Source organism: Photobacterium arenosum (assembly GCF_014841115.1).
Lineage (GTDB): Bacteria > Pseudomonadota > Gammaproteobacteria > Enterobacterales > Vibrionaceae > Photobacterium > Photobacterium arenosum.
Genome location: NZ_JACYTP010000007.1, coordinates 182,689 through 201,751, shown reverse-complemented (window position 1 = coordinate 201,751; position 19,063 = coordinate 182,689). Strand labels below are relative to the sequence as shown.

Genomic DNA, 19,063 nt, shown 5'->3' with positions numbered 1-19,063 from the left:
AAGAATGACATGGCCTACTCCATCAGGCTTTGTAAAACTGGGTAAGCCTGATGACGACATCACCAAAGGTAATCATTGCCTATGGCATCAATTTAGCCAAATACAGTTTCAGTATCCACGGCGATGATCATCAAGGCAAAGTGCTGACCCACAAAACAATAACGCGATCAAAACTCCTTGAGACGTTTGCTGCCTGGCTTGGGAGAATTGCCAAAAAAGCAACCGATATCTGTGGACAATGTGTTTCATGGCGCACGAGCTGTGATCGTCAGTGAAAAGACCGAATGTAACACGGCAGTCCCTTTCATTACCTGACGCGGTTGCTGACAACCGGGAGAATCCATGTAGCCACGTTAAGTAGTGAGCAACGCTACCACCTAACCTAAACCATTGTTCCGAAAATACTAATGTCGATTCAAACCAAAAATACCAAACGTTGCGAATCTGCCTTAAACTCGCTTGGTCATCAGTAGATCGATGATTGTTGTTCCTTCAAACTCTTCAGACATACAACCATCTGAGAACTGGAAACCATGTTTAGAGTAAAACTGAATTGCCGTTTCGTTAGTGTCGAGCACATATAGGTGAATAGCCTTCATTCCCTGAGCTTGAGATTCTTCTTCTAAATGGTTCATAAACCTGCTTCCTAGCCTTTGCCCATAGACACTGGGGCATAGGTAGAGCTTACTAAGTTCTATAGTTTCTGAGTTCTCAGGATGGATACGATAAGACATAAAACCAACAACTATCTCACCACACTCAGCAACAACTACTTTCTCGGCATTGGTACATATTGTTTTCTGCCACTCCTCTATACGAGACGAAAGAGTATAACCGTTAATATAATTATCTGGCATTAATCCATCAAAAGCTGCTTTCCACGAACTAACATGGATTTTCGCTATTTGCTGAACATCTGCTTGTACTGCGTTTCTTAGATTAATTTCCACTGATTCTTCCTTGAAGCCTAAGGAATGACATGCTCCCTCATCAAGCTTTGCCGCACTGGGCAAGTTTGGCTACGATATTACCGGAAGTCGCCATGTCACAATCTGTCTATGGCATTGATTTAGCCACACACAGTTTTAGTATCCACGGCGAGAATCATCAAGGCAAGGTGTTGATGCACAAAACCATTTTACGACAGTCAGTGCCAGGAAGCGGGGCAGTTTGTATATAGCGCTTAAAGCCAGCGCCTTCTCAGCATTATGCTTTGCGCGCCAGACACTCTTTGCTGGCTCAGAGAGTGCCCAGAAATGCCTGTTAAATTCTTTGGTGCTGTCCGGCCGGTTGTAGGCGCTCCTTGCACCGACACCCTAAAAATACATCCCTGTATTTTTCCCCTAGGATTGTGACTGACTATCCTGTTGATGACGCTCAGCCTGTCGATATAGCAGTAGAGCCTCCACTTCCCAAACAGGGTTGATCAATATGTAGATCTGTGACTTATGCTGACACAGAACTATGAACACCCTCCGGGCTTGTCCAGCATCCGGATAAAGTGTCGGCTACGCGACACTGATTCTTATTTGTTATATTTTTGTGCCAGAGAACAAAACGACGCACCCAACAATGTCAATTTGTACATTTGAAAAATTCTCCTTCAGAACCTTTTCCAAGCTAATAATGTCATCATTAAGGTTACTAAAAATGCCTTTTTTATTATAAAGATTCATCAACTTATTGGCGAAAAAATTTTTCTGTACACCTTTACCTAAAATTGTACTTCCAAACAATACTCCGCCTTCATTTAAAAGCTCTCTAAGGTTTGAAAACACAACCCCTTTTTCTGAAAAATCACCAGGTAAACAATGTAACAGATAGTTCATACTGATAGAGTCAAACTTTTCGCAATTTAATTGTAAAGGCTCTAAAACATTCCTTTTATATATTTCTGGATTAAAATGCCGGATTGCACTAGCTGCTGATTTTAAGCTATTTTGATTTAAATCCACTAAAGCAACTCTTCTTTCCATATTGGAAAGGTGATTTTTTAAGTAGTACCCAGTTCCAACACCAACATCTAAGTGGTTGGTAGAAACTAACTCTAGAAACTTTTGACTGATTACCTTTGTTGAACATTTCCATAGATAGGTATTTGAAAATCCGAGGACCCAAAGATCATAGATGGAAAGTACTTTCTTCGTGTAAACAGCCTGACCAGCAGCAACAGCATTGTTGTTATTATTCATTGTTTAGTATTACGAGTATAAGTTATAAGGTCGCAACCTTAACCCGATTGACAAATCGAACAAAGCTGACCAGTTAGCTAACTGGTTGATTTTTAAAAATATAACATTTTATTATGCGACATCATGTTATATGACTCAGTCGTATAACCAGCTCAACAAGATGCGTCTTAACGCACTGATTCATATCAATTATTCATATAACTTTATCTGTAAGTGATACGACTCACTGCCCTGTATCTTGCGTAAACACCTTATACGACCCAATTGATATTCTGGGTTTTTATCGCGCTTAATGATCTACCCTGAAGTTCAGCGTCGCAGGTGCTGGTGAAAAAGCGGCAGCGGTCACTTAACATTTTCAGGGGCGTTCATGAGCTGGTATTCATTTTGATTGTCAGAAAGCCACTCTCTCATGGCCTTTCGCGATAGTTTGATGCCGGTTTGTGGCTGTTGTGGCATGGGGAAGAACGCATCGGGGATTTTGAAGCGGGTGAGTTTATCTGCCAGCCAGAGAGGCAGTTGCAGGGCCGACTGATCGCTGGCGCTGTCGATCAGGGCAACCGGGCGGACGCCATATTCGGCGCTGTGAACAGGGATCACCAAACTTTGCCTGATGTCGGGATGACGGTTAAGCACGGCTTCAATTTCTTCGCAGTGGATGTTCTCGCCGCCGGAAATAAACTGGTTATCGGCACGGCCTGTGATGCGGAGTTCACCGTCGACCCACTGACCGACATCTTTGCTATCAAACCAGCCCTGTTCATCCACCAGCGGAATAAGCAGGCCCTGATAATAGTAACCGCTCGCTAAGGTATCACCGGCGATATAAATCCGCTTGTTTCTCAACTGAACCTGACGGTTTGGCAACACACGCCCGGCGCTTGCGATGCCGTCTGTCGGTTTGGCCGTCACCGTCGATGCCGCTTCTGTTATGCCATAACCCAGCCAGGTTTCAATACCACTGTCTCTGGCCTGCTGACACAGCGGCAAAGGCACATCACTGCCGCCCAGTAACACATGGCTGAGCTGCAGTGGCTGCCGGTGATCCAGCAGTCGCTTGAGCTGCGTGGCTACCAGCGACGCATGGGTCGCCCCCTGAATGTCCTGTTCCAGTTGACCGCTGCCGATTTTCAGGCAGGCACCGACGCTGAGCCAGCGGTACAGAATCGACAGACCGGAAACGTGATATATGGGCAGACTGAGCAGCCAGCAATCGTGCTGCTGAAACGACAAAACCGCCAGCAGGCCACGGGCCGAGGCCAGATGCTGCTCCTGCGTATGGGCGACCGCTTTGGGCACGCCGGACGAGCCCGAGGTAAAGACAATCGAGGCTATTTTTTCTGTGTCACGTTGTTCTGTATCGCGTTGTTCTGCATCTCGTCGTCCTGCATCGCGGCGGGCAAGGCACGACGCCGAAGAAGCAACCGGTGCTTGCAGGTTCAGTATCTGGCAGTCTGTGAATAAGCGCTGCCTGTCCTGTTCTGAAAAACCACTGATGGCTGAGTCACTGCTCCACACAAACTGTCGCTGCCCCTCGCCATACAACACACGCAGATTTTCCTGAATTAGCTGGTAGGGCTGCGGCATCGTCAGGGCTGTGATCGCGCCCAGCTGGATGCAAGCCAGATGGAGCATCACCACATCCGGCGAGTTGTTGCTGACCACAGTCACCACAGCACCTTCGCTCACCCCCTGAGCGGCGAGCACTCGTGCCAGCCGGTGAATTCGCTCAACCAGTGCTTGCCAGGTGTACTCACTCTTTGCCGTCACCAGCGCAATAGCTTCAGGCCGGGTGCTGGCCCAGGTGTGCCAGAGGCAAGGCTGACAGAGGTTGTCCGCCTTCATGAGTGCCATACCCGTGTCTGTTGTTGTAATAGCTTAACCGGCAGAGTGCTGCCCGGCCAGGTAAGTTCAAGCTGGCTGCGAAACAGGCTGAGGGTATCTAAGCCCGGTACACTGCCGGGCAGCAGCCAGCAAGACAGGCGGGCAAGCTGGGTTAATCCCAGGCTGGATTCCAGACTGGCACTGATCACCGCCTTTGTCCCGGTTTGTTGTGCCTGACGGATCAGGGCGATGCAGCGCTGCACAGAGCCGATCAGGGTGGGCTTGATGACAAGGGTGTTGGCACCGCTCAGGCTATCCAGCCGGAAATCCGTATCCAAAGTGAAGTCAGGTTGCCTGACGGCAGCTTGCAAGGTTTCATCCCACGCCAGCGCGAGGCCGGTTTCTTTGCTGAAAGTCAGGCAGTCCGCCGGTCGCTGACAAGGCTCTTCAATAAAGGCAATTCGTGAAACATGAGCAGGCGCAAGATGGCGGGCGAACTCACGCGCCTGCGGCAGCGACCAGGCACAGTTGGCGTCCAGCCGCAGCATCAGCGACGGGTGCGCTTTCAGCAAAGCGCTGACATTAATGGCATCCTGTTGCGGCGAACCACGGCCCAGTTTTAGTTTGGCAAATCGACAATCCGCTGGCACGCTGAGGTTTGCGGCAGCGCCTTCCGCCCCGGCGTTCACTGACTCATGGCTCAGCAAGGGCACCGTCTGGTATCTAGCAGTGATCGGTAGTTCGCCTTGCAGTTCCAATGCCGCCATCGACAGTCCGAATGCCACAGACGGCCACCGGGCACAGGCCATGATGTCCTGTCCGGCCACCCAGCGTTTGAGCGCATGGAGGCTCTGTTGTCCGGCCTGATCAGCACATTCCACACTGAAGCCTGGCAAGGGCGCGATTTCCCCGCGCCCGATGCGCGCGCCCTCCCTCAGCTCGGCGATGTAGCCGATACGCTCGGTTAATCGCCTGCCCCGCAGGATCACCCCAGTGTCCATTGGCAACCGGTAACGATACAGACTGGCTGAACGCGTCATCCTGTTCACACCTTGTTTCTATGTACGGTTCTGTGTTGACCGCTCAGTGATGACAAATCACGGGTTGCGCGGGAATTTTTTGAAGTCCGGCTGGCGTTTTTCATTGAACGCATTACGGCCTTCCTGACCTTCTTCGGTCATATAAAACAGCATGGTGGCGTTGCCTGCCAGTTCCTGCAATCCTGCCTGTCCGTCACAGTCGGCATTCAGTGCGGCTTTCAGACAACGCAGCGCCATCGGGCTGTGCTGAAGCACTTCACGACACCATCGCACCGTCTCCCTTTCCAGCTCAGCCAGTGGCACAACGGTATTGACCAGCCCCATCTCCTGCGCTTCCTGCGCGTCGTAAAAACGGCACAGAAACCAGATTTCGCGGGCCTTTTTCTGACCGACAATCCGTGCCATATAAGCGGCACCCCAGCCGCCGTCAAAAGACCCGACTTTCGGGCCGGTCTGACCAAACCGGGCGTTCTCTGCCGCTATGGTCAAATCGCACATCATGTGCAGCACATGGCCGCCGCCCACCGCCCAGCCGGCCACCGAGGCAATCACAGGTTTCGGACAGGTGCGGATCTGGCGCTGAAAATCCAGCACATTCAAATGATGGGTGCCGGCGTCATCCCGGTAACCCCCATAGTCACCGCGTACTTTCTGATCACCGCCAGAGCAGAAGGCATCCTCGCCCAGCCCGGTGAGAATAATCACACCGACGGACTCATCGTAGCGGGCTTGTGACAGCGCATAGATCATTTCGTTGACAGTTTGCGGACGAAAAGCATTGTGCACCTGCGGACGGGCGATGGTGATTCTGGCGATACCATCGCTCGATGTATGGTACTGAATATCGTCATACCCGCTGCCGCCGTTTACCCATTCGATCGACGCATAAAGTGCCTCTTCAGACAAACCCAGGGTCATTGCCATATCATTATCACTCTCAGATCACTGTGCCATTTCAAGGTGCGGGTTCAGCTGACGCCAGAGCGCCATTGCAAAAAATCTGCGGTTGTTCTTTGTGGGCCTTGTGCCCGGCATGGGCGATACAGCTTGCCGTCGCCGCGTGAATACCGCCAATCAGTACATGAACCACCTGGTGCTGGAACACTCCGCATGCCTCAACGAACTGAAACCTCACCTGCCATCATGACCTCTGAGAGACCAGGGGCAGGCAAAACAAACCTCGGGACAGTCTATAGCCAAGCATGATTTTTCACCTGCGCCAGATCAAACTTGATCTGAATTACTGGGGTTGCAGACAATGGAGTGAGAAGAAAGGCGAGTGGGAGTATAGCAACCGGCAAATAAAAAGACTTCAGCAGCGTGTTGTGCTCGAAAAGAGACAAGAAATCAGACAAAACAGGAACAGACATCGCCCGTATGAGGAGTCTGTCCCTGGTTCGGTGGTAAGCCCTTCAGGCCGAAGTGAATAGGGTCACTGAATGCCGTGTAATTCCTTCCAGTTTCCCGGATGCACAACATAACCAAACAAGGCATGACCACCATAAATCAGCTCAGTCCCTTCGGGTATCCAGAGCATTTGTCCCGGGTAAACATGGTGGGTTTCCCCGTTTGCGGTCAGCTCAAAACACCCTTCAATGACAAAAACAACTTCGTCATACAATACCGTCCAGGCGACTTTTGCACCTTCCCACCTAGCAAAACCCACACCGATATTCGGGGAAACATCAGGGCTCAGTGCACGTGCGACGTAAGCCATGCCCGGCGAGTCACCACGCACCGTAAAATCGAGATCCTTATTATCTATCACTCTGACTCGTTTCATAATTCACTCCGGCTTTGCCATTTGGCTAAATGAATGCGGCTTTTGACCCCCATCCCCAAAAAAGGCTCTGGGGGGTTCAGGCTTGGCATCCCTGTGACCTGGCGTATGTCTTTCAGGGCGGGGGAAGATTCGCCCATGACGAAGTCCGCCAACAGCGTACCGGATATGGTGCCCCACGCCGCACCCACACCGTTATCACAGGCGCTGGCATAGACTCTGTCATCCAGTTGACCAAAGAAGTTGGTGAAGTTACGGGAAATGGCATATACCCCCCCCCAGGTATGAGTAAATGGCACGTCTGCCAGTGCCGGATAGCGCGCTAAGAACACCTGTCTGTGGTCCTCGCGGATTCGTTTCCGCATGGCGTCTGTCACACTGGCCCCGTATTTGGGTACATGCTTATAGGAGTTTCGAACCAGAATTCGTCGATCGGCCGTCATTCGCAATGTAGTGCCGGCATGATCCGCCGGGGTCAGCCCCCAATTCAGTTGCCCTCCGTAGCGCTGCATTTCTTCATCGCTGAGCGGGCGTGTCCAGCTGGCAAACGTCATCACTGGTAGCAAACGGTTTTTCAGGTAACCGAACTCGCGGGTGAAAATACTTGTACCCAGTAATAAATCCGGGGTTTTGACCACACCATTGTCGCCTTGTAACCGCCAATAACCGTTCTCTTTACTGATGCCCCGTATCGGAGAGTTTTCAAGAATTTCCACGTTATCCGGCAAACTTTGAGCCAGTCCGCGCACCAGTGCCGCGGGCTGCATCAGATAGCCGCCCGGTGTGAAAATTGCCCGGCTGTAATAGCGAGTTCCTAACACTTTCGACAGCTTTTCAGCTCCAACATGTAAGTAAGGTTCACCCAAATCTTTCATCAGGTGTTCAAAGTGGTCGAGATAAGCTTCACCTCGTGGCCCGACGGCCCCCTGAAACTTACCCACAGCAGACCACTGGCAATGAATGTTGTACTTGCTCACCAGTTTCGATAGCTGTTTAATTGCCAAACGATTTAAAGACAGCAGCTTTTGTTTATGTGCCGGATCAGGATGCTCCAGGGCAAACTTGTGCGGCAAATCAATCACGAAGCCCGAGTTACGGCCAGACGCTCCCTGGCCAATTCGCTGCGCGTCAATGAGCAGAATACGGGAATAAGGTGAAAGCTCAGCCAATCGCCTTGCCATGGCAAGTCCGGCAAATCCCGCACCCAGCACAACATAATCAGCGCTCTCTTCTCCTGCTAACGGTGGGTTTACCGCCGTATCGGGCAGTGCGTCATACCAGCCGCAGCTTGTATCGTCATTCGGTAAGTGAATCATACTTGCTCTCCCGTCACGCAGCAGACTGCTTGAGTGACAATTGCCCTAACCATTGCATACGCGTTGACTGAACCTGTTTTCCCAGCAAAGCAAACCCGATCATCTCGCCTTGAGGTGAATAGAAAAACGCCATCAGTTCTTCGGCTACCGATTCGATATGCCACTCACCCGGTGCGCTGGCAGACACAGGGAAGACCGTCAGTGGCATGAGGGGCGTTTTCACAATCACCGGGCTTTCCTTGAGTGTCACGGGTGTTGGTTCACCCAGCAGGCTTTTCACCAAAGATGGAATAGCTTGAGTAATGGGTGCGATATAAGGCTGCCAGCCTTGAGCGGTTTCTGCGCAATCGCCCAGCGAGAAAATATGGCTATCACTGGTTTGGCCGTAGGAGTTCACTTTGATTCCGCGTCCTACCTCTAAACCCGCAGCCTGGGCCAGCTTGACATTGGGAGTCAGCCCCACGGCACTGAGAACCAGATCAGCCTCAATCTGATTACCGCTGTGAAGGTGTATGGTGTAACCCGTTCCGGCTGATGCACCGCCCGGCGATTGCGTATCACAATCGATTGGTTCTATTGCGCGGATGCTGTCTTGTAGCGACCACTTGACCCCACGTTCACTGAACACAGCCTGTAATCTTTCCCCAAGCTGCTGAGGGATCAGTCGCGCCATTGGCCATTGCCCCAGACCAATCACAGTTACCTCTGCGCCACTTTCGATCAGATCGTTTGCAAATTCGCAACCGATTAAGCCGTCACCCAAAATGGCAATCCGTTTTTTCCCTTCAAGCCGCTGTCTGAAGTCTCTGTAGTCCATCAGATCATTGACACTCAGCACGGCAGAGCAATCTCCGGCAATGGGAATCTCAATCGGTGATGCGCCTGTAGCCAGTACAAGGCGACTGTAGGCGTAAGGGCCAATGCCGGTGTGCAGAATACGCTTCTCGCGATCAATCTGTTCAACCCGTGTATTGGGGTAAATTCGAATATTCAGGCGACGTTCCCATTCCAGCGCACTTTCAGTCTGCAGACTGTCACCGTCTTTACCCAGCGACAATGCATTCGACAAGGCCGGCTTACTGTACAACGCACCATCATCCGCCGTAAAAACGGTGATAGGAACGTGGGCAGACTGACCCCGAAGTGCTGCTGCCAGCTGATAACCGCTGTGACCACTCCCGATAATGACGATAGGCTCATCGGCACAAACAGGGGAGGCCACCTCAGGTGAAGGTGATTGATCCGCTGCGGGATCCCCCGTTGAATCATCAGGAACTGCGACTGCAGCAACCTTATCCTGCAGTGCGCCTGCCGTGTCATCCGAGCTGATTTCAATCATCTCGAAATCAGCTTTACTGACCAGACAATCAGGACAAAGCCAATCATCAGGCACATCTTCCCAGGCTGTCCCAGGAGCAATGCCATCCGCGGGCCAGCCCTCTGCTTCATCGTAAATTAAGCCGCAAATGATACAGAGCCACTTTTTCATCACTTTTACTCCAACTACCTTGTTCTGCATTGCCCTGCCATGAAGCCAGTCAGGTATTGCTGTTACCCTATGCCTGCCAGCAGTATCCGGTTCATCCCCTTTCACCCGTACCGGGCCGCCGGACTCACTCCGCCAACCAGATCACGCTGATAGGGGGAAAGGGAACGGATTCTGTTACGTCATTTCAGTCGAGCTGTAACCGAATCGCGATATTACGTGTATGGACATAGCTATAGATCGCTTCCTGTCCTTTTTCCCGGCCAAAGCCAGACAGCCCAACGCCACCAAACGGGGTTTCAATACCGCCAGCAAACCATTCGTTAATGAAAACCTGGCCGCCACGCAGTTGCTGAGCCACCCGTAATGTCTGATTCAGGCTCTCGCCAAACACCCCTGCCACCAAACCAAACACGGTTCCGTTAGCGATATCTATCGCTTGCTGCTCTGTCTCAAAAGGCGTGATGACCAGAACAGGACCGAAGACTTCTTCCTGTGCTATCTGCATGTCAGGGGTTGCTTCAATCACAGTTGGTGCAACAAAGTAACCAGACAACTCAGGTGCATAACCCCCGGTCAGGATCTTGGCTCCTTCCTGTCTGGCTTGTTCAATCATCGCCAGCACCCGCGTTTGCTGCTCTTTGGAGATCAGCGGTGTCATATCAGGCTGACTTTCACCCTGACCGATGACCAGCCCTTCCGCCATAGCCACAACCGCCGCCTTCACTTCCTCATAGCGGGTTTTGTGCACCAGCAGTCTCGACATCGCAGAGCACACCTGACCTGCGTTGAAAAAGATCCCGGCCTGAACGCTTTTCAGCAGGGTTTGCAGATCAGCATCTCTGAGGACAATCGCCGCCGATTTTCCGCCCAGTTCCATCACAGACGGAGTTGCTCTGTGCGCAGCATCTTGCAAGATACGCTGGCCGGTGGGCACCGAGCCGGTAAAGACGATCTGATCCACTTCCGGATGCTGCACTAAATGGCTGCCAATTTCCGTCCCCTTTCCACAAAGTAAGTGAATGGCACCTTGCGGGAAGCCTGCTTTTTCAATTGCTTTTATCAGCAGCGTCATGGCCAATGGCGATATTTCCGGGGACTTAATCACCACAGCATTGCCTGCAGCCAACGCGGGGGCCAGCGAGCGAGCACAAATTGAAACGGGGAAATTCCACGGCACAATCTGCACAGAAACACCAAACGGCACATATTGCGTAAAATCGATATAATTTTTTCCTAGTGGAATGGAGGTTCCTTCCAGCTTATCGGCCATACCCGCGTAATATTCGAAGTAGCGTGCTGACTCTAAAAATTCATCTTTTGCATCTTGCAGCGATTTGCCGTTTTCACGGCAAGCAATCAGTCCGCCTTCATCAACCAGCTCGCGAATCGCTGCGGCGGCTTTCAGCATCCATTGTGATCGGATCGCGGGGCGCACATCCGACAACAGCCCTTCATTTACGCAACGGCGTGCGGCAGCCATCGCGCGGTCTGCATCAGCAATACTGGCCTGCGCTACCGTCGCATACACTTCCGCTGTACCCGGATTCATGACTGTCAGCGAACGGTCTGCATCACACCACTGACCATCGATATAATTCAGAAAATGCGTCATGATCAGCCCTCCATCGCCGACTTTACTTGCTTCGCCAGCCATGTCTGGAAGAAATGCGTCGGTATATCCATCTCCGGCGAGAACACCCCACCGCCAAAGCCCGGTGAATAACGGCCTTGCTGCATGCCTTCTACCGCGCCAATGTCTTCACCAAACACCACACGCCATGATTCAACCGTTGCGGTGCGGCATGCTGCGAATTCATCCTGGGTTGCTTCATCCCCGACATAAAAAATACGTAAATGCTCAATGCTTTTATCTGCACTGATAGGCTCAATCATCATGGCGAAGGCATGATCAGCCTGAATGCCCAGCAGCACATTCGGAAACAGCGACACGTATTCAGCATGACGAAGCTTGTCCGCAGGCCAGCCCGGAAACTTCGGCAGATGCGTCCCAGCGGTATCAGACAGGTTGTAGGCCAGACTGCCTTGGCCCGCAAAACGCTCAGCAAACATAATGTTGTAATGATCTTCGAGCCGGGAGTAGCTGTTCAGGCTCGGGTGTACCCAAGGCAGGTGGTAAGCCTCGCAGTAGTTTTCGACGGCCAGCTTCCAGTTACAGTTCACTTCGATTTCCAGATTGCCGCCCATGTTCACGCGGCGCAGCAAACCCAGCCCATCGTCCCCGACAAAGCCATGCCAGCGCTGCTCCAGAGGCGCAATATGCTCTTCAAAGCTCGGCGCATCACCAGACAAATTGACAAAAACCATGTCCATCCAAATAGCAGAGCGCAACGGTTTCAGGCCGTGTTTTTCGCATTTGAATCTGTCGTCTTTATGCTTGGCGATCCCACCGATATGTGGTGTGCCTTTCAGGTTGCCATCAAGATCATAAGTCCAGGAATGATAAGGACAGCGAATCATTCCCTGAACTTCACCCGCTTCATGCACCAGTTTCATACCGCGGTGACTGCAGACGTTGTGAAAAACCTGCACTTCCCCCTGACGGTTCTTCATCAGCAATAGGGGCAAATTCATAAACGTAATCGGCTTCACATAGCCATTCTTCACCAGATCTGAAGCAAAGCCGATGCAGACCCAGGTCTGTCCGAAGACGTGGTCACGCTCAAAGGTGAAATACTCGGCGTGGGTATAGGCCTCGTTCGGCATACCTGTTGCCTCGCTGATCGGATTCAATACGCGATCGACCAGCTCAATCGGGATGATGGTTTGATTGACATTGCTCATGTTCTTTTCTCCGCAAGTGAAATTGCATTCCGTGATCACAACATGGTGATGTGTTAATGATGCTGATTCTGGTTAACAACATCGCAACAAACAAACGACTTTTTTGGAGGGTGTTAATGAGAAATTGTCATACTTCTATCCGCCGGACTGATAATGCCAGACCCTGTTATTGATAAAATTAATGTTCCATGATCTGAGCTCATTCATGGATGACAAATAATCAGTTGAAACGTCTTTCCGCACTCTCTACTCTTCAAAAAATTAACAAGAACGTAACAACACTGAGCAGCACGCACTGAGAGGGATGTTTATGAGAGCAACATCAGGGATACTGAAAGGGCTAAACCCTACTGTTACGATCGCGTCAAAAGTTGTCGTGATAGGGTTTGTGCTTTTCTGCGCTATCCTCGCCAACCAGGCAGGGCAATATTTCGAAACCATTTCCAGCATTTTATTGCAGAATATGAAGTGGTTTTATATTGGTCTGGTGTCCTTGGTTGTCGGGTTTCTTATTTATTTAATGATCAGCCGATACGGCCATATCCGGCTCGGAAAAGACAATGAAAAGCCGGAGTTTAGCTATTTGTCCTGGGTGTCCATGCTGTTTTCTGGCGGCATGGGAATCGGACTGATTTTCTGGTCAGTCGCCGAACCAATGTGGCACTATGCTGACAATCCTTTTACTGAAGGACTGACCAATCAATCTGCCGCCACCTCAATGCAACTGACCTTCTTTCACTGGGGTTTACACCCATGGTCAGTGTTTATCATTGTGGCTTTAGCACTGGCCTATTTTTCATACCGTAAAGATCTCCCCTTCACACTCCGTTCTATTCTGTACCCTTTAATCGGCGATCGAATTTACGGCCCCATCGGCCACACTGTCGACATTTTAACGGTTGCGGTTACGGCATTTGGTATTTCCCAAACACTGGGTATGGGAGTGATCCAGATTAACTCTGGATTGAATCAGGCATTTGGCATCGACATCAGTCTGGGGACCCAGCTGGTGATTATTGTCACTCTGTGTACCTGCGCGGTGGCATCCGTTCTGTCCGGCATTGGCAAAGGCATCCGGCGTCTTTCAGAATGGAATATGTTGCTTTCGCTGCTACTGGTAGTGATCGTTCTCTATATTGGCCCAACGCGTTACATTCTGAACACCTTGCTGGAAAGTACTGGCGCTTATGCGCAGAATATTATCGGCATGAGCCTGTGGAGCGATGCGCAAAATGACTCTGGCTGGCAAAACTGGTGGACAGCCTATTACTGGCCGTGGTGGATGACCTGGGCACCGTTTGTTGGCATGTTTGTCGCTCGGATTTCAAAAGGACGCACTATCCGCGAGCTGATAGGCGGGGCATTAATCGTACCTACCCTGATCACCTTCCTGTGGATCTCGGTTTTCGGCGGCGCAGCACTAAAAGTTGAGCAGGACGCTCGCATTGCCCATCAGGAGCAAACTGTCGTTGCAGCCGCGCAGCAGACCAATCAAACACCATCCACCGCTTTCACGGGCGGACCGATTCTGGATGCAACCAAAGCAGATACCACTCGAGCCTTATTTACCCTGTTCGATAACCTGGATACGGGTTTATTTGGCAAGCTGTTGAGCGTTCTAGCCTGTGTACTGCTTGGCACCTATTTTATCACCTCAGCGGATTCAGGCACGCTGGTGTTGTGTACCCTTGATGCAGCCGGTGACAGTGAGCCACCGACTTTGATCAGAATACTCTGGGGAATAATGATTGCAGTCATCGCCGCTGTCTTGCTCTATGCTGGTGGACTGAAGGCCATGCAAACGGCATCAATCATCGCTGGCTTCCCGATTGCCATTTTCATCGCCGTCATGAGTATGACTCTGTTTCACTGTCTGCGTCGTGAACCCAAACCCTGGGCAATGCTTCCGGAGCATGTTCACCCTGAACAGGAAAAGCTGGACGGCCCGGTCGAACCACTCGTTGAACCAAAATCCCCCCTGAAAACAGACACAACACCAGCGGCGCAATCAGAAGGGGCAACCCACCAAAAACCCTTATTGTCTTAAAGCACCAGCGAAGCTAATCCATTCAAAAGCTGGAACCTGAGTTCCAGCTTTTTTTGTTCAACTGAGCGTGGATAAAATCCTTTTAGATCAAACCCTTCTCACCGACTTCATCCGGGAGTTGATGCAATAACCACTCGCGAAAGCGCTTCACGCTCGCTGGCATCACCCCCCTGCCAATGGGCTCCAGCATCGAGAAATTTGATTCAGTCGACAACACTTGCTCCACTGGCCTGACTAAGGCACCACTTTGTAAGTAATCATCCACCAGTGAACCCCATGCCAGTGCGATACCCTGCCCATTAATAGCCGCCTGCAACAACATTGGATAATTGTTAATATTCATCCGGTTTTTAGGTGTGATATTTGGCAGCCCCACGGCATGAAACCACTCCTCCCAATTCACCCAGTCTCTTTGTGACTCCTCCAGCAAGAGCAAGGTTTTGCTGAACACATCTTCAGGCTCGGTCGGATGACCGATTTTCTCAAGGTATGCCGGGCTGCAGACCGGAAAAACCTCTTCAGCAAACAAGGTGGTGACGTGCATGTCGGCTGGTGGTGTGCGGCAATAGAAAAGCGCTATATCACAATCGAGCCGCCGTAAGTCCTGAATGTTATCAGATGCTAAAATCCGCAAATCTATGTCATCATGCGCATTCTGAAATTCAGCGACTTTAGGAAGCAGCCACAGTGCCGCCATCGCATTGGTTGTCGCCACCGTGATTTTATGGTCGCCCTGCCACTTCTTCACTTCGCCAGTGACTTGGGCAATATCCAGCAACGAATGGCTGATCGACTGATAATACTGAAGTCCTGTCGGTGTCAGGTAAATACTCCTGCTTGCGCGTGTAAACATCGCTGTGCCAAGGTATTCCTCCAGCTGGCGAATTTGTCGGCTAATTGCACCTTGAGTCACATTCAGTTCGTCAGCTGCCAGGGTAAAACTCAGGTGCCGGGCCGAAGCTTCAAAGGCAACTAAGCTGTTTAGTGGGGGAAGCGGTTTGATTCTCATTCTTTTTCCAGTCAGACTTGTTCTGAAATTCTTATAATGCTCACATAATTCATCCGTTAATATTTCAATATTAAGGATAGAACGACGTGAGGAACGCTTGTCTATTCTGGGCAAAAATCAGTAAACAACAATTAAAATAATCAAAGACAGAGACTTAAATCATAGATAATTAAATCCAGAATAAGAACACTCTGTCCATTTCACAATGGAAAGGAAAAGCAAGCTGTGCGGTACTGAATATCGTCATCCTCACTCTCAGATCACAATATCATTTCAAGGGACTGATTCAGCTGACGCCTGAGCGCCATCGCAAAAGCCTGCGGTTGTTCTTTATGGGCGTTGTGTCCGGCATCGGCGATACAGCTTGCCGGCACCCGGCTGTCATTCGCCATTCGTGAAAATTTGCTGTCGTGTCCGCCGTAAAAGTAATGCAGTGGCACGTGCTGCGACTTGAGCGCATCCGCCAGGTAAGCTTGCCGGGCCAATGACGTCGCGAGCAGCATGGCGGCAACACCGGCCCCGAGGTTATCACTGCGGCAATTAAACATACTTTGTTTTTGCACATGATTAAGCGAAGCAAAAACAGGTTGCTGATACCAGTCGGCCAACACCGTACCGACAGGCTCACGGCGGAACCGGCGGGCCCAGCGACAGTCCTGTCGCCACCGCACCATTTGTTCCTGTTTGGAAGTCAGACCAAAGTGACCGCCTTCCACCGCCAGCAGCCGGATATTCAGCGGTGCAAACAGGCCGTTGGCCACTCCGTGCATGGCGATACGGGCGCCCAGTGAGTAGCCCGCCAGCACCAGAGGACGGGCCGCCAGCTGATGCTGGATCAGAGTATCGCGAACCTGTCCCGCGGCCTCATCCAGAGAGTGACAGACAACAGCGCGGCTGCCGCCATGACCGGGCAAATCCAGCCCGATACAGGGATAGGCTTGCAGCCACTGAGCGCAGTCAAGCCAGTCTGCTCCGCTGCCCAGCAGGCCATGGAGAAACACCAGTACCGGACGATCCGGCTGATCGCTCCGGGTTAGAAACCGGCTACAGAGCATGCAAATCTCTGATGAACTGACTGAGCTGCTCGCAGGCTTCTCCCGGCGGCGTCTGAATCTCCACCAGTAGCGCGCCTGTCCCGGCAAGCAAATGCTCATTCACAACCGTTTGATAAGCAGACAGTGTCGCGGTTTTACAATACGCCAGCCCAAACTGACGGGCAGCATGTTCGAACTGATAGCCATGCGGCATCTGGTACAGATGCTGTTTACTGTCCGGCGGGACAGGCAGCAGATCAAAAATGGCACCGCCGTCGTTGTTCGTTACGACGATAACCACAGGTGTTTTGCTGTGAGTCAATAACGCCAGTGAATTCAGATCATGCAGCAGCGAAGTATCCCCCAGCAGCAAGATCAAAGGACTGCCGCTGGTACGCTGCACCCCTGCCGCAGCGGCAACCAGCCCGTCAATACCCGAAGCGCCCCGGTTAGTGTAAACAGTACGCCCGTTAACTACGGTAAACATGTCGACCAGCCGGGCAATCAGGCTGTTACCCAGAAAGAGGCTCGCCTGCTGGCCTCTGAGGCTCAGATCCATCGCCAGTGCCAGCTCCGACATTGCACCACAGGCCGCTAAATAGCTGCCGACTCTGGCATGAACCTGCAGCGCCGTCTGCCGCAGTGCCTGTCGCCACTGCGGATCATGTCCCTTGTGCTGCTGAAGCTGTTGTGACTGCTGATGCATCTGTCCGGGCAGCGGATCATCAGCGGCGGTATTTGCTAACGCTGCCAGGGCCATGTTTGCCCAGTCAGCAATACTCGCGACAAAATGGCGTTGCGGCAGGTGGTCCGGATTGTGGCGCGCCCTGTCGGCCGATACATACCAGTAATCGCCCTGCCTTTCACTGGCCTGCCGGGCAATCCACTGAGTCAGGCGCTTAGAAATCAGGCGCGAGCCAAACTGGAGGATCAGATTGCACTCATTCAGCGGCGCGGCCAGCTCGTCAACCTGCAGCCAGAGATCGTAATGCGCCCAGTCACTGCCGATCCCCGACTGCGGATCACACAGCAGCGGACATTCCAGCGCTGCCGCCAGTGCGGCCACCGCCTGCGCGTCTGAAACAGACATGCCACCGGCGATAATGACCGTCTTTTTGCTGCGCAGCGCCTGAATATCATCAGGCACAGTGACCCGTGCAGGCTGAACAGACACACAGGTATAAGGCTGTTCCGTGACTCGCCAGTGAGCGAGCAATCCTGTGTAATAGCACGATTCATCCGGCGGGTCAGGCGAATACAAAGGCTCCGGAAACGGGCAGTTTATGTGCACCGCGCCACCCTGCTGGTGCTGGCGAAACAACAGCTCATCTACCGATGTCAGCAGCCAGCTTAACGGGACAGACACAGAAGGGCTGGGCAAATCCAGGCTGGCGGTCACATGAGAAGAGAAGATTCCCGGCTGGCAGATCGCCTGATTGGCGCCGCAGCCGATCAATTCGGCAGGCCGGTCGGCGGTCAGCAGCACCAGCTTTTCACCGGTCAGCCCCGCTTCAACCACAGCCGGTAACAGATTGGCCACGGCGGTGCCGGAGGTTACGATAACCGCTACAGGCTGGTCGCTGGCTTTGGCCATACCGAGCGCAAGAAAGCCCAGGCCGCGCTCATCAAAATGGGTATGCAGATTCAGTACCGGATGCGCGGCGGCTTCCAGCGCCAGTGGTGTCGAGCGTGAACCGGGGGCGAGACAGATCTCAGTCACCCCCAGGCGGGACAATTCTTCGAGCAGGGTTCGTGCCCAGATCCGGTTCAGGTGAGCCTGTTCTCCAATCATCAGGCCACCTCAGACACTTGCGTGACGGCGGAGAAATCTTCGATTAATGCCAGCAAGCCCGACACGTCAGACAGAGCCGCCAGCGGCTGTCTCAGCCGGGCAATACCTTCCGGTGCCGTGTGAACACGTTCAATAAGCACACTGGCCGTCTGACAAAAATGCAACACCTTGACCTCGCAGAGCAAAATAGGACATCAGCCGAACTCAGCCCGCATTCTACTGCTCAGTCAGCTACCCTGAGATGCACCAGATCAATATTGTTCTCATTTTTTATCGTGAACCATAAAGAACCTGAGTACAGAGACTTGAAGTTCGCTTTTTCGCCCTTATATCAATAGCTAGAGAGCCATTAGCCTTACTTTCAGTGCGTTTATTTTTTTGAGGGATGACAGGAAAACTCCTGCCTGTAAATTGAGGTGAGCATGCTGACGCAACTACCCAGACTGCATCTGGAATTAACAGAGTGCAGCCCAAGATCCAATAATACCAACCATCAGACATTGGCGCCGCCACACTGGCCGATGAGTCAGGCCTTTCCGGCAATGCCGGTGACAGACAGCACGTTTCGGTTACCCACAGTGAAGTTTGTGATCCTGGTATCTGCTGAGTATGTACTTGAACAATTGAGAAAAGCCATTTCCCAGCCCGTTCTTCACTGATGCGCAGCCTTGTCTTGTGTGATCATACGATTAAGAACAGACAAAAAAACCGGCGCTCAATACGCCGGTTTCTGTTACA

At 51.8% G+C, this 19,063-nt stretch carries 17 protein-coding genes; 3 read left to right on the top strand and 14 right to left on the bottom strand.

Annotated features, from left to right (window positions below; genetic code table 11):
• The first annotated feature begins 50 nt into the window (after positions 1–50).
• On the top strand, positions 51–275 hold the full coding sequence (locus tag IFO68_RS13000) for a hypothetical protein (protein WP_192016268.1): 225 nt from the start codon (positions 51–53) through the stop codon (positions 273–275).
• Between the two features lie 174 nt (positions 276–449).
• On the opposite strand, the gene IFO68_RS12995 is transcribed toward IFO68_RS13000, so the two are convergent.
• The 10 genes from IFO68_RS12995 to IFO68_RS12950 form a co-directional block, all read right to left on the bottom strand.
• Positions 450–950 carry a GNAT family N-acetyltransferase gene (locus tag IFO68_RS12995; RefSeq protein WP_192016267.1) on the bottom strand — a complete coding sequence of 167 codons (501 nt, stop codon included), beginning with the start codon at positions 948–950 and terminating at the stop codon, positions 450–452.
• A gap of 582 nt (positions 951–1,532) precedes the next feature.
• A complete protein-coding gene (locus tag IFO68_RS12990) occupies positions 1,533–2,192 on the bottom strand; it encodes a class I SAM-dependent methyltransferase (protein ID WP_192016266.1) in 660 nt (219 codons plus the stop codon).
• 345 nt (positions 2,193–2,537) lie between these two features.
• Complete coding sequence (gene menE / locus IFO68_RS12985) at positions 2,538–4,046, bottom strand: o-succinylbenzoate--CoA ligase (protein WP_225445213.1); 1,509 nt, start codon at positions 4,044–4,046, stop codon at positions 2,538–2,540.
• The gene (gene menC, locus IFO68_RS12980; protein ID WP_192016265.1) at positions 4,034–5,056 is read right to left on the bottom strand and encodes an o-succinylbenzoate synthase; all 1,023 of its coding nucleotides are present in this window, start codon (positions 5,054–5,056) and stop codon (positions 4,034–4,036) included. The genes menE and menC overlap by 13 nt, the downstream gene beginning before the upstream one ends.
• A 57-nt stretch (positions 5,057–5,113) precedes the next feature.
• Complete coding sequence (gene menB / locus IFO68_RS12975) at positions 5,114–5,980, bottom strand: 1,4-dihydroxy-2-naphthoyl-CoA synthase (protein ID WP_192016264.1); 867 nt, start codon at positions 5,978–5,980, stop codon at positions 5,114–5,116.
• Positions 5,981–6,488: 508 nt separating this feature from the next.
• Positions 6,489–6,839, bottom strand: a complete 351-nt coding sequence (locus IFO68_RS12970) for a cupin domain-containing protein (RefSeq protein WP_192016263.1) — start codon at positions 6,837–6,839, stop codon at positions 6,489–6,491.
• Positions 6,836–8,152 (bottom strand): NAD(P)/FAD-dependent oxidoreductase, encoded by a 1,317-nt coding sequence (locus IFO68_RS12965; protein ID WP_192016262.1) that lies wholly within the window; start codon positions 8,150–8,152, stop codon positions 6,836–6,838. The genes IFO68_RS12970 and IFO68_RS12965 overlap by 4 nt, the downstream gene beginning before the upstream one ends.
• 13 nt (positions 8,153–8,165) lie before the next feature.
• Positions 8,166–9,641 carry an FAD-dependent oxidoreductase gene (locus tag IFO68_RS12960; protein ID WP_192016261.1) on the bottom strand — a complete coding sequence of 492 codons (1,476 nt, stop codon included), beginning with the start codon at positions 9,639–9,641 and terminating at the stop codon, positions 8,166–8,168.
• Positions 9,642–9,825: 184 nt separating this feature from the next.
• The gene (locus IFO68_RS12955; RefSeq protein ID WP_192016260.1) at positions 9,826–11,253 is read right to left on the bottom strand and encodes an aldehyde dehydrogenase family protein; all 1,428 of its coding nucleotides are present in this window, start codon (positions 11,251–11,253) and stop codon (positions 9,826–9,828) included.
• A gap of 2 nt (positions 11,254–11,255) precedes the next feature.
• The gene (locus IFO68_RS12950) at positions 11,256–12,443 is read right to left on the bottom strand and encodes an aromatic ring-hydroxylating oxygenase subunit alpha (RefSeq protein ID WP_192016259.1); all 1,188 of its coding nucleotides are present in this window, start codon (positions 12,441–12,443) and stop codon (positions 11,256–11,258) included.
• Positions 12,444–12,753: 310 nt separating this feature from the next.
• Between IFO68_RS12950 and IFO68_RS12945 the strand changes: the two genes are divergently transcribed.
• Positions 12,754–14,490 carry a BCCT family transporter gene (locus tag IFO68_RS12945; protein ID WP_192016258.1) on the top strand — a complete coding sequence of 579 codons (1,737 nt, stop codon included), beginning with the start codon at positions 12,754–12,756 and terminating at the stop codon, positions 14,488–14,490.
• Between the two features lie 82 nt (positions 14,491–14,572).
• Here IFO68_RS12945 and gcvA read toward each other — a convergent pair whose 3' ends face one another.
• The 4 genes from gcvA to IFO68_RS12925 form a co-directional block, all read right to left on the bottom strand.
• The gene (gcvA, locus tag IFO68_RS12940; protein WP_192016257.1) at positions 14,573–15,499 is read right to left on the bottom strand and encodes a transcriptional regulator GcvA; all 927 of its coding nucleotides are present in this window, start codon (positions 15,497–15,499) and stop codon (positions 14,573–14,575) included.
• A gap of 260 nt (positions 15,500–15,759) precedes the next feature.
• Positions 15,760–16,554, bottom strand: coding sequence for a 2-succinyl-6-hydroxy-2,4-cyclohexadiene-1-carboxylate synthase (menH, locus tag IFO68_RS12935; protein WP_192016256.1), 795 nt, complete (start codon positions 16,552–16,554; stop codon positions 15,760–15,762).
• Positions 16,544–18,325, bottom strand: coding sequence for a 2-succinyl-5-enolpyruvyl-6-hydroxy-3-cyclohexene-1-carboxylic-acid synthase (menD, locus tag IFO68_RS12930; RefSeq protein ID WP_192016255.1), 1,782 nt, complete (start codon positions 18,323–18,325; stop codon positions 16,544–16,546). The genes menH and menD overlap by 11 nt, the downstream gene beginning before the upstream one ends.
• Positions 18,325–18,492: a hypothetical protein gene (locus IFO68_RS12925; RefSeq protein ID WP_192016254.1), complete on the bottom strand. Its 168-nt coding sequence runs from the start codon at positions 18,490–18,492 to the stop codon at positions 18,325–18,327. The genes menD and IFO68_RS12925 overlap by 1 nt, the downstream gene beginning before the upstream one ends.
• A gap of 255 nt (positions 18,493–18,747) precedes the next feature.
• On the opposite strand from IFO68_RS12925, the gene IFO68_RS12920 reads away from it, so the two are divergent.
• A complete protein-coding gene (locus IFO68_RS12920) occupies positions 18,748–18,984 on the top strand; it encodes a hypothetical protein (RefSeq protein WP_192016253.1) in 237 nt (78 codons plus the stop codon).
• Positions 18,985–19,063: the final 79 nt, after the last annotated feature.

Coding starts and splice junctions, on each gene's coding strand:
- IFO68_RS13000 (WP_192016268.1), top strand. CDS start 51: ATGACGACATCACCAAAGGTAATCATTGCCTATGGCATCAATTTAGCC.
- IFO68_RS12990 (WP_192016266.1), bottom strand. CDS start 2,192: ATGAATAATAACAACAATGCTGTTGCTGCTGGTCAGGCTGTTTACACG.
- menE (WP_225445213.1), bottom strand. CDS start 4,046: ATGGCACTCATGAAGGCGGACAACCTCTGTCAGCCTTGCCTCTGGCAC.
- menC (WP_192016265.1), bottom strand. CDS start 5,056: ATGACGCGTTCAGCCAGTCTGTATCGTTACCGGTTGCCAATGGACACT.
- menB (WP_192016264.1), bottom strand. CDS start 5,980: ATGGCAATGACCCTGGGTTTGTCTGAAGAGGCACTTTATGCGTCGATC.
- IFO68_RS12970 (WP_192016263.1), bottom strand. CDS start 6,839: ATGAAACGAGTCAGAGTGATAGATAATAAGGATCTCGATTTTACGGTG.
- IFO68_RS12965 (WP_192016262.1), bottom strand. CDS start 8,152: ATGATTCACTTACCGAATGACGATACAAGCTGCGGCTGGTATGACGCA.
- IFO68_RS12960 (WP_192016261.1), bottom strand. CDS start 9,641: ATGAAAAAGTGGCTCTGTATCATTTGCGGCTTAATTTACGATGAAGCA.
- IFO68_RS12955 (WP_192016260.1), bottom strand. CDS start 11,253: ATGACGCATTTTCTGAATTATATCGATGGTCAGTGGTGTGATGCAGAC.
- IFO68_RS12950 (WP_192016259.1), bottom strand. CDS start 12,443: ATGAGCAATGTCAATCAAACCATCATCCCGATTGAGCTGGTCGATCGC.
- IFO68_RS12945 (WP_192016258.1), top strand. CDS start 12,754: ATGAGAGCAACATCAGGGATACTGAAAGGGCTAAACCCTACTGTTACG.
- gcvA (WP_192016257.1), bottom strand. CDS start 15,499: ATGAGAATCAAACCGCTTCCCCCACTAAACAGCTTAGTTGCCTTTGAA.
- menH (WP_192016256.1), bottom strand. CDS start 16,554: ATGCTCTGTAGCCGGTTTCTAACCCGGAGCGATCAGCCGGATCGTCCG.
- menD (WP_192016255.1), bottom strand. CDS start 18,325: ATGATTGGAGAACAGGCTCACCTGAACCGGATCTGGGCACGAACCCTG.
- IFO68_RS12920 (WP_192016253.1), top strand. CDS start 18,748: ATGCTGACGCAACTACCCAGACTGCATCTGGAATTAACAGAGTGCAGC.